The sequence below is a fragment of the Marinomonas foliarum genome (genome assembly GCF_003337275.1).
In the GTDB taxonomy this organism is placed as follows: Bacteria; Pseudomonadota; Gammaproteobacteria; order Pseudomonadales; family Marinomonadaceae; genus Marinomonas; species Marinomonas foliarum.
Window position 1 is genome coordinate 21886 of record NZ_QPJQ01000009.1, and the last position, 16059, is coordinate 37944.

The following is a 16059-nucleotide window of genomic DNA, read 5'->3' on the forward strand; positions in this document are numbered from 1 at the left end:
AATCTAATAAATGCTGTGTAAAAAAAAGCCATTATACCTAAGATTATCCTAGAATAGGCGCTTAACTTTGCATCAAATCGTGTTATCTTGGTAAAAGTTTGGCATGGACGTCGAATTAAACGTTTTACCGAATAACCTATAATTTCAAGGATGAATGATGCGGTTAGTTTCTGCCTATTCTGTGGCTGTCTATACGGCTGAGCAGTGTATATTTTATGATTCTTTTAAGGCGGCAGAGTTAGTCGCATTACAAGCTATTAATCAGGGCAGCTCTACTCCTGATACTCTTCAATTATCTGCAATACATCAAACATTATCCCTTGAGTCTTTAGCAAAAAGAACCCCTGTCCTGATTTTGGTGCCTGATGCATGGCTTGTAGTTTCTCGATCTCAGATAGATCACCTGATTCCTTCCACATTGCTGCCTTTGGCGGCCCTCAGTTATGCGGCCGAAACCACGTTTTTGACTCCAGAGGCGGTGAAGTTCAATTACTTGCAAATTGCATTGTCGGATAAGCGTGCTGAGTTGACTGTGTTTGCTTGTTCGAATGAGTGGGCGGAACTGCTTTGTCGACCTTTTTACAATACTGCAAAAGACTGTGTGATTATGCCGTCTAGCCAATGGCTGGATATGAAAGCACCCAGCCGCCGGTCTTGGTCAAATTGTAAAAAGCAGGCTCTGTCCTCTTATCAGCCGAATAAGGTGAAAAATCAAAAAGTACGTACGTTGTTAGGTTATCTATTGATACTAAGTTTGTTCGTTCAAGGAGGAGCACTGACATATCTTTTTTCTCTCCACAAACACACTGAAGAAGCAATTTTAGCCCGCCAGGAAGTATTGGAACTTCAGTCCGCTTGGAAAGCTGTCCACGTAGAAAATGATTTCACTCAGTCTATTTTAAGCGTAGTACAAGCATTACCCAAATCGGTTCGGCTGGCTGCGGTGGAAAGTGATGGTGCGAAGGCCAAGGTTCGAATGACCCTGTCTCAATCTGATTTAGATTCAGTTTTCATTGGTTGGCAGCATCAATTTCCGCACTGGCTCTGGGAAGTAAGTCAAACCTCAAAACCCGCTGAATCTGTTCATAAAAAAGTGGAGGTATTGGATGTTTCTATCTCCATTTTTTCAGGCTCTTAGGGCGTTCTTACTTCGTATCAATCTCTCGCTTGTACTGTTGTTGATAATATTGCAGTTGGCGGTTTGGTACCCATTTATTGATAATGCTTACGATAATGCAGGCCGGCAACTTAAGTTGAAGCAAGGTGCACAGCATTCATGGAATTCCATTCAACAACAAAGCCGCGCGTTAGCAATGGCTGAGTTTGAAGATCACCCTTGGCTACAGCACCGAACAGTCGATACGGCGCAGGAAATTACTTCAATCTGGGAAATCGAGGGTGCTGCGTCTTTACCGCAATGGCAAACAGCATTGGAGCAAGTTGAGGAGCGATTCGCTTTAGCGTTGCTGTCAGTGTCATGGCAAAGAAGGAGTGGCGAGCAGTGGCAAGGAAAAATGCAATTTTCGATTCAGGCACCCAAGATGAATCGTGAATACCACAATTGGTTGCCTGCACGTATTTTGATCGAGCGCTTTATCAAAAAAGATTGGCAGCTGTTGTCGACGATGCGTACGTCTGAAAATGCCTCTGCCTTGGTTGAATATAAACATCATCGCCACTGGGTACAAGAGGGCAGTTGGTTGCCTGCGGCAGGTTTTTCGGTTGGTTCTGTATCATCTGATCAAGTGACACTTATTGCAAAAGATGGCTCCTTACAGACCTTGGCAATACGTCAGGTGGGGGATGACGATGACTAGCTTAGGTGTCCGTGTGTTAGTTATTCTTTTTGTGATCGGCGTGCGTTCTGTTAATGCCATGGATGTGTATTTTGAGTCCCGTTCCTTGCAAGAAGTACTACCTTGGCTTGCTGCGCAAATGAATGAGAGTGTAGTTATAAGCCAAGAGATAGATGATGTATTAACTTTGTCGATCAAAAATGCGAGCTGGAAAGAGGTGATGGAAGCTGTTGCTCAGCCGCCGCACTTACGTCTTGAATGGCAAGGATCTGTTGCTGTATTGATGCCCAACACCATTGACGAGGTGCCTGAAAGTAGCATCGCGAAGGCACTTTGTCAGCAAGCTTACTGGGTATTGAAACATGCCAAAGCAGAGGCTGTAGGTGTGCACTTACAAACGTTATATCCTTCGCTTTCTTTGGTTGTTGATAATCGGACCAACTCGATTATTGCCTCATCGTGTGAATCATTTGAAGGTATTCGTGAAACCTTGGCTTGGTTAGATGCGCCGTTAAGGCAGATTGAAATCAGTGCGCAAATTGCACAAGTTAGTCGTACGGCGCAATCTCAGTTTGGTGTTAATTGGCAAGCAAAGTTGTCAGACGGTGTACGGTCTTCGCTGGGTGGTGCTGTGGATTTGGGGGCTCTTGCGCCTTCAACAAGCTTGAGCTTTTCTAATGCTGGTGGCTCTGGATTGTTGGCCTTCACATTGGATATGATGGAGGGGGAAGGTTTGGCTAATGTGGTGTCCAAACCTAAGATTGTTACTTCTGAGGGGCAGCCTGCTCGAATTGAATCGGGTACGGAAGTGCCATATCAAACCGTTACTGACGATAAAGTTAGTATTGAATTTCGCCAAGCTGCACTGATGTTGGAAGTAACGCCTTTTGTAAAAGAAGGAGAGCATATTTTGCTATCCCTCAACATTCATCAAGATTCTGTTGGCGATCTAGTGAATGGCGTTCCTAGCTTGAAAACCAATCGTTTAAAAACGCAGGTTGTAGTGAAAAACCAAGAAACACTTGTTTTAGGGGGAATTTTTCGTGAAGAGCGCTTTGAATCAGAGAGTCGAGTGCCCTTCTTTAGCGCGATTCCATTGCTGGGTGAGCTGTTTAAAAGGCGATCAGAACAGCAAGAAAAGGTTGAATTACTTGTATTTATTACGCCAAAGCTGCTACAAATGTCAGTTAACTAGGCCGCAGTCTAATTCTGCTTAATTCCGATGTAATTGAATACAATGATAAAAGCCCCCAATATTATTTTAGTAGGCCCGATGGGCGCTGGAAAAACGACAATAGGCCGTTTGATTTCACAGTCAATGGATAAAGACTTTTATGACCTAGATAAAGTCATAGAAGATAACGCTGGTGCTGACATTCCTTGGATCTTTGAGAGGGAAGGCGAAGACGGATTCCGTAAACGTGAAACGCAAGCTTTGGCGTCTGTTGCACAGTCAGATAAAGGTGACAGTGTCTTGGCGACTGGCGGCGGAATTGTGATGCGTGAAGAAAACCGAGATATTCTCCGTGAAAATGCTCTTGTTGTGTATTTATACGCATCTGTTGCTCAGCAGTTATACCGAACATCCAAAAGCACTCATCGTCCGCTACTGCAGACAGGTGACCCTAAAGCAACACTCAAAAAGTTGTTTGAAGTTCGTGACCCTTTATACAGAGAAGTGGCGACCTTGGTTATTGAGACCGACTCTCGCCACCCAAGATCTGTTGCCAACAAAGTTTTAGATGCTATTAAGCGACATTTAAAAGAGGAGACAACTACATCCTAATGCGCACATTAACCGTTGATCTGGATGATCGTAGCTACCCTATTTATATTGGCCGTGGCATACGTCAGCAAAAAGCTCTTTTTGATGAAGCGATTCATGGCAAACAAGTCATGATAGTGACAAATGACACAATTGCCCCTCTGTACCTAGACGCCATGGTTACCATGCTGTCAGAAGACTATAAGGTCGATATCTGTATTTTGCCTGATGGTGAAGCGTTTAAAACACTAGATACCTACGGCATGATAATGACATCATTGCTGGAAGCTAAGCATAACCGAACTACGACAGTGATTGCTTTAGGTGGTGGTGTTGTTGGTGATATGGCTGGGTTTGCAGCTGCGACGTATCAACGTGGCGTCCCATTTATTCAGGTGCCTACAACTTTATTGTCTCAAGTAGATTCCTCTGTAGGAGGTAAAACGGGCGTAAATCATCCGCTTGGTAAGAATATGATTGGGGCATTTTATCAGCCTCAAGCGGTGATTATAGATACTGATAGTCTGTTAAGTTTGCCACAACGAGAGTTGTCAGCGGGTATGGCAGAAGTGATTAAGTATGGTTTGATTTGTGATGTGCCATTTTTTGATTGGTTAGAACAAGAGATGCCTGCTTTGATGTCATTGGACAATGAAAAAATCAGTGAAGCTATTTATCGCTCTTGTTTGGCTAAAGCCAATGTTGTTGCTCAAGACGAAAGAGAGGGCGGTATTCGTGCGATCCTCAATTTAGGTCATACTTTTGGGCACGCCATTGAAACGCAAATGGGTTATGGTAACTGGTTGCATGGTGAAGCTGTAGCGGCAGGAAGTGTATTAGCAATGGATCTTTCATGGCGCATGGGCAATGTCTCCTGTGAAGACTTTGGTCGTGCTGTTGCCCTGTTTCAGGCGGCTAAGCTGCCAGTATTGCCACCGGTTGATATGACTCAGGCTCATTTTGTTGAGCGTATGGCATTAGATAAAAAAGTATTGGATGGAAGTTTGCGTTTGGTGCTACTTGGCGCCCTAGGTGAAGCCATTGTAACATCTGATTTTCCAATGGAAGATTTCAATGCCTGTCTAATGGACGCGCTTGAAGCGAGTAAGCAAGCTAACCTCGCCATTTCTTAATGGCGACTTATTGTTGAAGGACGATTATGGCAAAGCCAGACTTTCAGTTTGATTTAGAGGATGCGCTTAATCAGCCGCCAAAAGCAACGCTGAGGGATCCTTTTGGCTCGAAAGACACATCGGTTTACTTTGCGTCTGAAGAAGGCAATCAGCAATTGGCTTTGCTAGAACATTTAAGTCGTTACAGTAATTTGCTGTCTGTTGTGCAAGGCCCACAAGGCAGCGGTAAAAGTCGTTTTCTTATGGAGTTCGCGCGCCATCAAGACGACACAACCATTGTCAGCCATGTGAAAGGCACCATGTTAATGACGGCAGGCCAGTTGCTGCAGGCCATATATGCTGGATTTTCAGGCCACTTTACTCAGCCACCTAATGAAACTACTTTTGGACCTTTGCTTAAGTTCTCTCATGATTTAGAAGAAAAAGGCCAAGCGGCATTGGTATTAATTGATAATGCTCAAGAATTAAATACAGACGCTGTCAGCATGCTACTGGATATGATGTCTTTAGCGACAGACAATCAAACGGTGCCGCATGTGGTGTTGTTTAGTGAGTATTCACTTTCTCGAAATCTAGACTCTTATCAAAGTTCTCGTTATGAACAATTAAGCCATTCTTTCACGCTTGCCCCTTATTCACTGGAGCAAACGAAAGCCTATTTATTGCATCGTATTCGCGCGGTAAGCGGTGGCATTAACCTGCCCTTTAATGACAAGCAGGTGAAACAAATTTATCAAGAATCGAGTGGTTATCCTGGGCGAATAAATCAAGCGGCGCAGGCGTTAATGGGGAATGGTAATAAACCCGCGAAATCGGGTATGCGCTTCAATCTTGCTATGGGGTTCCCGTTAGCACATATGGCGCTCTTGTCTGTGGTGATGCTAGGTATTTTGGTTGCTGTGTTGTTTTCTGATAAGCCGGATACATCAACTACTACTGCTGATAGAGCCAGTAATGTTATTCCTTTAAGCCCAAGGCAAGGTCAATCATCGGCGGAAACTATTGCTAGAATTGATGCTATGCAGCGCAAAATCGGTCAAGAAGGTGATGTGGTTCTTCCACCGATTCCAACTAATTCATCGTTACCAGCCATTAGTACTTCGCGATCGTTGCCAGCGACAACACCATCAATGACAAATAATGCCATTTCTACGGCACCGATTCGTTCAGAAGTACCTGAAGTGGAAGCGGCACCGCAAATCGAGGAGACGCCAGAAGTTGTCTCTCCGAGAGCTGAGCAGGCAAACCTGAAAGTTACCCAAGATCCTTTTGATAAGACGGAATGGTGGCTTTCTCAAAACCCAAATCGATACACATTGCAGCTACTGGGAACGCATAATAAGGGGACCGTTCAGGACTTTATTCGTGATCAAGGTGGCGTGGATGCGTTTGGGTACTTTAAATCGAAACATAATGGCAGGGACTGGTTTGTTGTAGTTTATGGTACGTATCGTAATCGCAGTGAAGCCATAGCGGGAGCCGAATCTCTTCCAAAAGATATCCGCGACCTCAATCCTTGGGCGAGAAGTGCTCGAGGCATTCAGGACGATATTAGGAAAGCTCAGTGATATCGACTGAGTGAAGTATAAAACGCCGTATAAATGGCGTTTTGTGACGCTTTTGTATAGTCATTATCTAAATTTAGTAAAAATCACTGTAATCCTCTGAAAAACTTGAATGAACAGTGGAATTTTCTGTTTGCAAAAACTCCCACCATAGATAATTCTCTAAGTCGCCGCTATTTGACGCTAAAACCCCTATAAAAACCGTCTAAATAACATAAAGCAGGGCAGTGCTAGTTTGAGTAGTGCTCTTTGTCAGGGTAGTATGATCGTCCATTTCGGTGGTGTTTTGGGTAGATGATAGTCATTCTCGAAGCGAAAGCATTCGCGCTTTTTCTTTTTAACCCAGCCACTTGATAATCGAATTAATATCTAATCTTTATTATTTTTACGTTTCAACTGTGGGAGTTGGTGTATGAATGCAGGCCTTTATCGTCCTGGCGAGTTCAAAGACAACTGTGGCTTTGGCTTAATTGCACATATGGAAGGCAATACCAGCCATGAATTACTTAAGACAGCCATTGAATCTTTGACATGTATGACACACCGTGGCGGTATCGCTGCAGATGGTAAAACAGGTGACGGCTGTGGTCTTCTTATCCAGAAGCCGGATCTATTTTTACGTGGTGAAGCACACGCTTTATTTAATCACACCTTGTCTGACCTTTACGGTATTGGCATGGTGTTTCTTGATCAAGATGAAACATTAGCTAGCGAACAGCGTGAAACCTTAACAAAAAAACTGACTGACGAAGGGTTGAATGTTGTGGGTTGGCGTGAAGTGCCAATCGATGCATCTTGTCTTGGTGTTATCGCGATGGATTGCTTGCCTCGTATTGAGCAAGTCTTTGTCGACAGCAACCGTATGGATGCTCGTACCTTTGCAACACGTTTGTTTGTTGCTCGTCGTCAAGCTGAAATCGCGTTGGCAGAATACGAAAACTTCTACATTTGTTCTTTGTCTGACAAAGTGTTGGCATACAAAGGCCTGATGATGCCAGTGGATTTGCCCTTCTTTTATAAAGATTTGGGCAACGAAAAAATGCAAACAGCGATTTGTGTTTTCCACCAACGCTTTTCTACTAATACGCTTCCTAAGTGGCCATTGGCTCAACCGTTCCGCATGTTGGCGCATAACGGTGAGATCAATACCATTGAAGGTAACCGCAATTGGGCGTTGGCTCGAACTAGCAAATTGCGTACACCATTGATTCCAGAGCTACAAGATCTTCAGCCTTTGGTTAACTTAACGGGTTCCGATTCTTCTTCCATGGATAACATGTTGGAAGTCTTGGTAACGGGTGGCGTAGATATTTTCCGTGCGGCGCGTTTGATCATTCCACCAGCGTGGCAGAACGTTGAAAACATGGATCCAGAGTTACGTGCTTTCTATCAGTACAACTCCATGCACATGGATCCTTGGGATGGCCCAGCAGGCTTGGTAATGACCGATGGTCGTCATGCTATTTGTATGCTTGACCGTAACGGTTTGCGTCCTGCGCGTTGGGTTATCACTAAAAATGGCTTTATTACGCTTGCTTCTGAAGTCGGTACTTATGGCTACAAATCAGAAGACGTTGTGTCGAAAGGCCGTGTTGGTCCTGGACAAATGTTGGTAATCGACACTCAAAACGGCAAGGTGCTGCACACGGATGACATTGACAATCGCCTTAAATCCATGCACCCATATAAAAAATGGTTGAAGCAGGAAGCGATTCGCATCGAATCTTTGTTGGAAGAATCGTCTCTTGAGTTTGAACCTTTCACTAAAGAAGAAATGTCCACTTATCAAAAGATGTTCCAAGTGTCTTTTGAAGAACGAGAGCAAATCTTCCGCCCTTTAGCTGAAAGCGGTCATGAAGCCGTTGGTTCTATGGGTGATGACACGCCGATGGCCGTTATGTCTAGCCAAACTCGCCCAGTGACAGATTATTTCCGTCAGAAGTTTGCACAGGTGACCAACCCACCAATTGATCCACTACGTGAATCTGTGGTGATGTCGTTGGAAACGTGCATCGGTGTAGAGCGAAATTTATTTGAAGAAACGCCAAAACACGCCAATCGAATTATCTTGTCTTCACCTGTATTGTCACCACGCAAATACAGCCGTTTGTTGGCATTAGATGATCACCGTTTCCGTTTGGTTCGTGTGAATACAAATTACAATCCTGAAAAAGTTTCCCTTGAGCAAGCGATTAAAGACTTGCAAGTAAAAGCGGAAGAGGTGGTACGTAATGGCGCAGTTATCTTGGTCTTGACGGATCGTGATATCGAAAAAGGCCACTTGCCTATCCCTGCACCAATGGCAGTGGGTGCTGTGCACCATCATTTGTCTAAGCAAGGTTTGCGTTGCGATTCAAATATCATTGCAGACACAGGTTTTGCTCGTGATCCTCATCAGTTTGCTGTGTTGTTAGGTTTTGGTGCGACAGCGGTTTATCCATACCTTTCTTATCGTTTGATTAACGACATGGTCGATAAAGGCGAAGTTTTGGGTGATCCAATTGCTTGCCACGTTAAATACCGTAAAGGTATTAACAAGGGCTTGATGAAGATCATCTCTAAAATGGGTATTTCGACGATCGCTTCCTATCGTGGTGCGCAGTTATTTGAAGCCGTAGGTTTGGATACGAAAGTGGTCGACCTATGCTTTAAAGGCGTTCCAAGTCGAATTAAAGGTGCGCGTTTTGAAGATTTCCAAAAGGATCAAGAATCCATCGCGAATAATGCATGGAAATTGCGCAAACCAATTCAGCAGGGCGGTTATCTAAAATACGTCCACGAAGCGGAATATCATGCCTTTAACCCAGATGTCGTGCGTAACTTGCAAGTCGCCGTAGGCAGCGGTCGCTTTGAAGATTTTACCAAATACACCGATCTAGTGAACAATCGTCCTGCGTCTATGTTGCGTGACTTGTTTACTTTATCTGATAAAGCGAAAGCCATTGCGTTGGACGACGTTGAATCTATTGAGGCTATTCTTCCTCGTTTCGATTCTGCCGGTATGTCCTTGGGGGCCTTGTCACCAGAAGCACATGAAGCGCTAGCGCAAGCGATGAATGAATTAGGCTGTCGTTCTAACTCTGGAGAGGGTGGTGAAGACCCTGCTCGTCACGGTACTGAGCGTCGCTCTAAGATCAAGCAAATCGCCTCTGGCCGCTTTGGTGTGACTCCAGAGTATTTGGTTAACGCTGAAGTGCTACAGATTAAAGTGGCACAAGGTGCGAAACCGGGTGAAGGTGGTCAGCTACCAGGTGGTAAAGTAAACGGCTTAATTGCTCGTCTACGCTATGCGGTTCCTGGTGTTACCTTGATTTCACCACCACCGCATCACGATATCTACTCGATTGAAGATTTGGCTCAGCTGATTTTCGATTTGAAACAAGTTAACCCAGACGCTTTGGTGTCGGTGAAACTGGTTTCTGAGCCGGGTGTTGGCACAATCGCTGCGGGTGTAGCGAAAGCTTACGCGGATTTGATTACCATCTCTGGTTATGACGGTGGTACAGCCGCGTCGCCAATTACGTCAATTCGCCATGCGGGTTCTCCTTGGGAATTAGGTTTAGCAGAAGCACAACAAGCGCTTCGTTCTAACGATCTTCGCGGCAAAATTCGCCTGCAAACTGACGGTGGTCTAAAAACTGGTCTGGATGTTGTGAAAGCGGCAATTCTTGGCGCAGAGAGCTTTGGCTTTGGTACGACACCAATGGTTGCCATGGGTTGTAAGTTCTTGCGTATTTGCCACTTGAACAACTGTGCTACGGGCGTGGCGACTCAGGATCAAATGCTGCGCGATGAGCACTTCATCGGCACCGTTGAAATGATCAAGAACTTCTTCTGCTTTATGGCAGAAGACACACGTCAATGGCTAGCTAAATTGGGTGTGGCTCGTCTACAAGATTTGATCGGTCGTACTGATCTACTGGCTATTTTGCCAGGTGAAACGGACAAGCAACGCAGCTTAGATCTATCTCCAATTTTGCAAAACGATCTGATTCCTGCTGACAAAGCACAATACTGCAACTCGCCGTTTAACCCTCCACACGATAAAGGTCTGCTGGCTTTGAAAATGTGGGATGCAGTGAAAGACGTAGTGGAAGAAAAAGAAGGCGGTGAGTTTGCCTTTGACGTAACCAACTGTGACCGTTCTATCGGTGCGCGTTTGTCTGGTGAAATTGCGAAACGCTATGGCAACCAAGGCATGTCTGATGTGCCACTAACATTGAAATTGACTGGTACTGCAGGTCAGAGCTTCGGTGTATGGAACGCTGGTGGTTTGAATATGTACCTAGAGGGTGATGCTAACGACTATGTTGGTAAAGGTATGACTGGTGGTAAGTTGGTTATTCGCTCTCCGAAAGGCTCAATGTTCAAATCGCAAGACTCTGCCATTATCGGTAACACCTGTTTGTACGGTGCGACGGGCGGTAAATTGTTTGCAGCTGGTACGGCTGGTGAGCGTTTTGCGGTACGTAACTCTGGTACGCATACGGTTATAGAAGGCGCTGGCGACCACTGCTGTGAATACATGACTGGCGGTATGGTGACAGTACTTGGTAATACGGGTTACAACTTTGGTGCGGGTATGACAGGCGGTTTCGCTTATGTACTCGATTTGGATCGTACCTTCGTAGATAAATACAATCACGAATTGGTGGAAATTCACCGTATCGGTACGGAATTAACGGAAGAGTATCGTTCACACCTTCGCTCTGTGATCGAAGAATATGTCCGAGAAACTAACAGCGAATGGGGCCAAGAGATCTTAGAGAACTTCTACGACTACATTGGCAAGTTCTGGCTAGTGAAACCAAAAGCCGCCAGTTTAGGTGCGCTATTGGCTAACACTCGTCAACGTCCGGAATAAAACACGCTGTTATAGCGCTTGGTTTGTAATGAAACGAACCAAGCGTTGTGAATGAATCAGTCTGACCCATTTGAGAGAAGCGCCGCTTGTTTACAGGCGGCCGAGGAGATAGCAGCTTATGTCTGAGCGCTTGAACAACGCATTTCAATTCGTCGAAGTGGATCGTAAGGATCCAAAAAAGAAGCCTTTAATTACGCGCAAAGGGCAATTCGTCGAAATTTATAAACCATTCGAAGAAGCGGGAGCGAAAGATCAAGCACATCGCTGTCTAGAGTGTGGCAACCCTTATTGTGAGTGGAAATGCCCAGTACACAACTACATTCCAAACTGGCTGAAGTTAGTAAGCGAAGGTAGCATTTTAGAAGCAGCGGAGTTGAGTCATCAAACCAACTCTTTGCCAGAAGTCTGTGGTCGTGTTTGCCCACAAGACCGTCTTTGTGAAGGTGCTTGTACTCTTGGCGAAGGTGGCTTTGGTGCGGTGACGATCGGTTCTGTTGAAAAATACATTACAGACACGGCTTTTGCTTTAGGCTGGCGTCCAGATATGTCCAACGTTGTTCCGGTTAACAAAACCGTTGCTATCGTTGGTGCAGGTCCTGCTGGTTTGGCTTGTGCAGACATCTTGGTGCGTAACGGCATCAAGCCTGTAGTATTTGATAAGTACCCAGAAATTGGCGGTTTGCTGACCTTTGGTATTCCAGAGTTCAAACTGGAAAAAAGCGTCATGACACGCCGTCGTGAAATTTTTGAAGAGATGGGCGTGGAGTTTGTCCTTGGAACATCTGTTGGTGACGATGTGCCATTTGAACATGTATTGGAAGAGTACGATGCCGTGTTCCTTGGCATGGGTACTTACAAATACATGAAAGGCGGTTTCCCAGGTGAAGATTTACCAGGTGTTCATGACGCCTTGGATTACCTGATTTCCAACGTTAATCATTGCCTAGACTTCGAAGAAGACGAAGCCGATTACGTGAACTTAAAAGGCAAGCAAGTCGTTGTCTTGGGTGGTGGCGATACGGCGATGGACTGTAACCGTACAGCGATTCGTCAAGGTGCGAAAAGCGTAACTTGTGCGTATCGTCGTGACCAAGAAAATATGCCGGGTTCTCGCAAAGAAGTACAAAACGCAAAAGAAGAAGGCGTTCAGTTTCTTTTCAACCGCCAACCAGTGGAAATCATTGGTGATGGTAAAGTGGAAGGCATCAAGGTTGTCGAAACGCAAATGGGTGAGCCTGACGAAAACGGTCGCCGTACGGCTGAGATTGTTGAAGGCAGCGAACAAATCATTCCTGCTGATACGGTATTGATTGCTTTTGGTTTCCAAGCAAGCCCTGCGCCTTGGTTCGAAAAATTCGGTATCGAGACTGATGCTCGTGGCCGTGTTGTCGCTCCTAAGAAAGGCAAATTCATGTTCCAAACGACCAACGAGAAAATTTTTGCTGGTGGCGACATGGTACGTGGTTCTGACTTAGTGGTAACGGCTATCGATGAGGGTCGTAAGGCTGCGGAAGGGATTATGGATTTCCTAGACGTTTAATCACAAGGCCGCTAACTTGTGGAGTTGTGAGTTAAAGCGCCAATCAGATTTCGTCTGGTTGGCGTTTTTGTTTTGGTGATTTGTTAGTTGAATCGATCCAAATCTCGCTCCGTGTCGTATGAACTTTATCAACTCACAACAACAGGCTATTTATGTTTTCTTTTCTTAAGTCCGACCCGATTAAAAAACTCGATAAAGAATATGGTGAGTTACTAGAAAAAGCCATGCAAGCCCAACGCAGTGGCGACATCCGACTTTATTCAGAACTGACGGAGCAAGCCGAAGCGGTGAAAGCGAAAATAGACGAAGCTAGGTCAGCATAAAAGGAATCAAAAAAACGCGGTGCCATGTTAGTGGCGCCGCGTTTTTAATTATAGTGCATAAATTGTGAGCGCTTGGCTCTTTTTAAGATTAAGACGGTGTAGCGTTGTCCATTGGACGAACCAGCGCCAAACTCTCTTCCGCAAACCCTGTACCGGCTTCGGTATAGAAGTTGAAGACGTTGTCTATGCCGCTGTTGATGAGGATCTCTCTTTCATCCTGGTAACGTGCTATGGCTGCGATTTGGCCTGTGTAGTTGGCTTTACGTAGCTGTATGGCGACATTGGTGGTGTCTTCTGCTGCTGGTAGAGCAAGCAATACTAAATCAATGCGAGAAGTGTCCAAGCGCTCCCATAAGTCGGCGTCTTCACCGTCTCCGTAGAAGACGTTTTCTTGGTCGGCTTGCATTTGGTTAATACGGTTCCGATCGGCATCCATGCCGGCAACAGTATCTCCCACAAAACCTTTCAACGACTCGAATGCCCCGCGTCCAACTCGACCTAAACCTACCACCAAAATATCGCTGTTTACCGGTTGCACGAAGCGGTCTTCAGGTAAGCAGTCTGCACTTTCAAACCGGCGAATGACGTCTTTGTTTTTACGGTACATGCGATGAACGTTGCGATACAGAACGCTGGTGATGACGAAAGAGAACGAAACGGCGAGAGCCAAAACAACCAGCCATTCTTTTTCTAACCAGCCGTTCGCCACACTCAGAGCAACGACAATGAGGCCAAATTCGCTGTAGTTAGACAGAATCATTGACGATAGGAAAGAGGTTCGGCCGCGTAATTTCATCTTGGTTAACAAGATAAAGAAGAGCGCAAATTTCACTAAGATGACTAAGGTGAGAATCAAGCTCATGCCGATCATGCTTAATGTTGGTAGGGCGGTAAAACCAATGGATAAAAAGAAGCCAATTAAGAACAAGTCTTTGAAGTTCATTAGGGACTTATTGAGCTCGGCGGCTTTAGAATGAGAAGCTAATAGAATGCCGAAAATCAGCGCGCCTAAATCGCCCTTAACGCCCACCAAGTAGAATAGCTCGTAGCCACCTAGCGCAAGAAACAGTCCTGTTAATGGAAGCATTTCGCCATGACCTGCCTTGTCGACGATCTTGTTAATAATAGGTCGAACCAGCAGTAGACCAAATAATCCAAGCGCCCAGATAGACGGAACCTTACCTGTGGCTGCGACAAGGAAAATAACCGCCACTATGTCCTGCATTACCAAAATGCCAAGAGACAATTGTCCGTGACGTGTTTTTAATTCGCTACTTTCCTCTAAGAGCTTCATGACACAAACAGTACTGGAGAAGCTGAGCGCAAAACCAATAAGCGCCGCGGTTTTGAAATCCAGCACGCCAAAGTAGGGCAGACTTAATGTGCCAAGTAGTAAGGCTATACCGGCAAACATTATGGTGCTTATGCCCATATGACTAAGTGTCGATGCCCAGACTTCTCGTTTTAAAAGATCCTTAACATGTAATTTCAAGCCGATGCTAAACAGCATCAGGGTAATGCCAATGTTGGCAAGAGAATCCAGAGTATTGCTTGGCTCTAATCCTGCGTAATTAAGTAGAAAGCCAGCCAACAAGAAACCTATTAGTGGCGGTAAATTGATTAACTTGACAGCCAGTCCGCAGGCGAATGCGAATAAGATCCAAATGAATTCCATAGATTCCTACTGATATCCAGAGTGGTAAAGGGGAATTTTATCATACGGAATTTGTTTAAGCCGCGCAGCACGTAATGTAGAAATTACTGATTCTTGCCTAATAAAATCGCATATCAAAAATGATATACAAACAAACATTTATTCTATTTGATTGGTATGTTTATTTTGCCTACTCTGGATGATAGGTTTTTTAAGACCTGATTGGCTCGAAAAAATAATCATAAAAATCTACGGCCACTGACGCTTGTTCCTTATGGTACTTGCCTTGGCTGTAACAGGAGAAGCTAATGAACTATCTAAAAAATGCCATTGCTGGTTTAGTACTGGGTGCCACTGCACTAAGCTCTGCGAGCGCCTTGGCTGCTGAGGGTTATGTGGGTATTGCTATGCCAACTAAGTCTTCTGCTCGTTGGATCACTGATGGTGATTCCATGGTGCAACTCTTCAAAGATGCAGGTTATAAAGTCGATCTGCAATATGCAGAAGATGAAATCCCTAACCAACTCTCTCAAATTGAAAATATGATCGTAAAAGGCGTCGACGTCCTTGTCATCGCTGCGATTGATGGCACGACTCTGTCTAATGCGCTAGAAAATGCGGATGCCGCTGGCATTAAAGTTATTTCTTATGACCGTCTGATCAAAAACAGCCCTTATGTTAGTTACTACGCGACATTTGATAATTTCAAAGTGGGTGTGTTGCAGGCTAAGTCATTAGTGAGTGGTATGGAAAAACGCGGTCAAGGTCCTTACAACGTTGAATTGTTCGGCGGCTCTCCTGACGATAACAATGCTTATTTCTTCTATAACGGCGCCATGTCTGTACTTCAGCCAATGATTGATTCTGGCAAAGTGAATATTGTCTCAGGTCAAATGGGCATGGATACAGTCGGTACACTACGTTGGGACGGTGCAACTGCTCAAGCGCGTATGGATAACTTACTGTCTGCCCATTACACAACCAAACGTGTAGATGGTGTATTGTCACCATATGACGGTATTTCTATCGGTATTCTGTCATCCCTTAAAGGTGTCGGTTACGGTTCTGGCAATCTAAAAATGCCAATTGTTACTGGTCAGGATGCGGAAGTGCAATCAGTGAAATCCATTATTTCCGGTGAGCAGTATTCTACTGTTTTCAAAGATACTCGTGAGTTAGCCAATGTGACTGTTGGCATGGTGCAAGCGGTGTTAAATGATGCGAAGCCTCAAATCAATGACACGACAACTTACGACAATGGTATCAAGGTAATTCCTAGCTATTTGCTTGAGCCAGTAACAGTAGACAAATCCAATTGGCAAGATGTGCTATTGGGTAGTGGCTACTATACGAAGTCTCAGGTCGAATAAGCGCACGATTAGTATCCTAATTCAACAATAATAAATCAGCGAGTGCGTT

Annotated in this window: 11 protein-coding genes; 10 read left to right on the top strand and 1 reads right to left on the bottom strand. The window is 44.9% G+C overall.

The window, feature by feature from the left end:
- The first annotated feature begins 157 nt into the window (after positions 1–157).
- From DFP77_RS06585 to DFP77_RS06625, 9 genes are all read left to right on the top strand, one after another.
- Positions 158–1138: a hypothetical protein gene (locus DFP77_RS06585; RefSeq protein ID WP_114411488.1), complete on the top strand. Its 981-nt coding sequence runs from the start codon at positions 158–160 to the stop codon at positions 1136–1138.
- Positions 1107–1817 (top strand): hypothetical protein, encoded by a 711-nt coding sequence (locus DFP77_RS06590; RefSeq protein WP_114411489.1) that lies wholly within the window; start codon positions 1107–1109, stop codon positions 1815–1817. The genes DFP77_RS06585 and DFP77_RS06590 overlap by 32 nt, the downstream gene beginning before the upstream one ends.
- Positions 1810–2991, top strand: a complete 1182-nt coding sequence (locus DFP77_RS06595) for a secretin GspD/PilQ domain-containing protein (protein ID WP_114411490.1) — start codon at positions 1810–1812, stop codon at positions 2989–2991. Before DFP77_RS06590 ends, DFP77_RS06595 begins: the two co-directional genes overlap by 8 nt.
- Before the next feature lie 42 nt (positions 2992–3033).
- Positions 3034–3582 (top strand): shikimate kinase, encoded by a 549-nt coding sequence (locus DFP77_RS06600; protein WP_114411491.1) that lies wholly within the window; start codon positions 3034–3036, stop codon positions 3580–3582.
- Positions 3582–4694 (top strand): 3-dehydroquinate synthase, encoded by a 1113-nt coding sequence (gene aroB, locus DFP77_RS06605; RefSeq protein WP_114411492.1) that lies wholly within the window; start codon positions 3582–3584, stop codon positions 4692–4694. The genes DFP77_RS06600 and aroB overlap by 1 nt, the downstream gene beginning before the upstream one ends.
- Before the next feature lie 26 nt (positions 4695–4720).
- Complete coding sequence (locus tag DFP77_RS06610) at positions 4721–6262, top strand: SPOR domain-containing protein (protein WP_114411493.1); 1542 nt, start codon at positions 4721–4723, stop codon at positions 6260–6262.
- 409 nt (positions 6263–6671) lie between these two features.
- Entirely contained in the window at positions 6672–11123 is a 4452-nt protein-coding gene (gene gltB / locus DFP77_RS06615) for a glutamate synthase large subunit (RefSeq protein ID WP_114411494.1), read from the top strand.
- A 118-nt stretch (positions 11124–11241) separates the two neighbouring features.
- A complete protein-coding gene (locus DFP77_RS06620) occupies positions 11242–12663 on the top strand; it encodes a glutamate synthase small subunit GltD family protein (RefSeq protein ID WP_114411495.1) in 1422 nt (473 codons plus the stop codon).
- A 152-nt stretch (positions 12664–12815) separates the two neighbouring features.
- Positions 12816–12986, top strand: coding sequence for a DUF6435 family protein (locus DFP77_RS06625; RefSeq protein WP_114411496.1), 171 nt, complete (start codon positions 12816–12818; stop codon positions 12984–12986).
- A gap of 88 nt (positions 12987–13074) precedes the next feature.
- Here the strand turns inward: DFP77_RS06625 and DFP77_RS06630 are convergent, their stop codons facing one another.
- Positions 13075–14661, bottom strand: coding sequence for a cation:proton antiporter domain-containing protein (locus DFP77_RS06630; protein ID WP_114411497.1), 1587 nt, complete (start codon positions 14659–14661; stop codon positions 13075–13077).
- Between the two features lie 287 nt (positions 14662–14948).
- Here DFP77_RS06630 and chvE point away from each other — a divergent pair, with 287 nt between their 5' ends.
- On the top strand, positions 14949–16010 hold the full coding sequence (chvE, locus tag DFP77_RS06635; protein WP_114411498.1) for a multiple monosaccharide ABC transporter substrate-binding protein: 1062 nt from the start codon (positions 14949–14951) through the stop codon (positions 16008–16010).
- Positions 16011–16059: the final 49 nt, after the last annotated feature.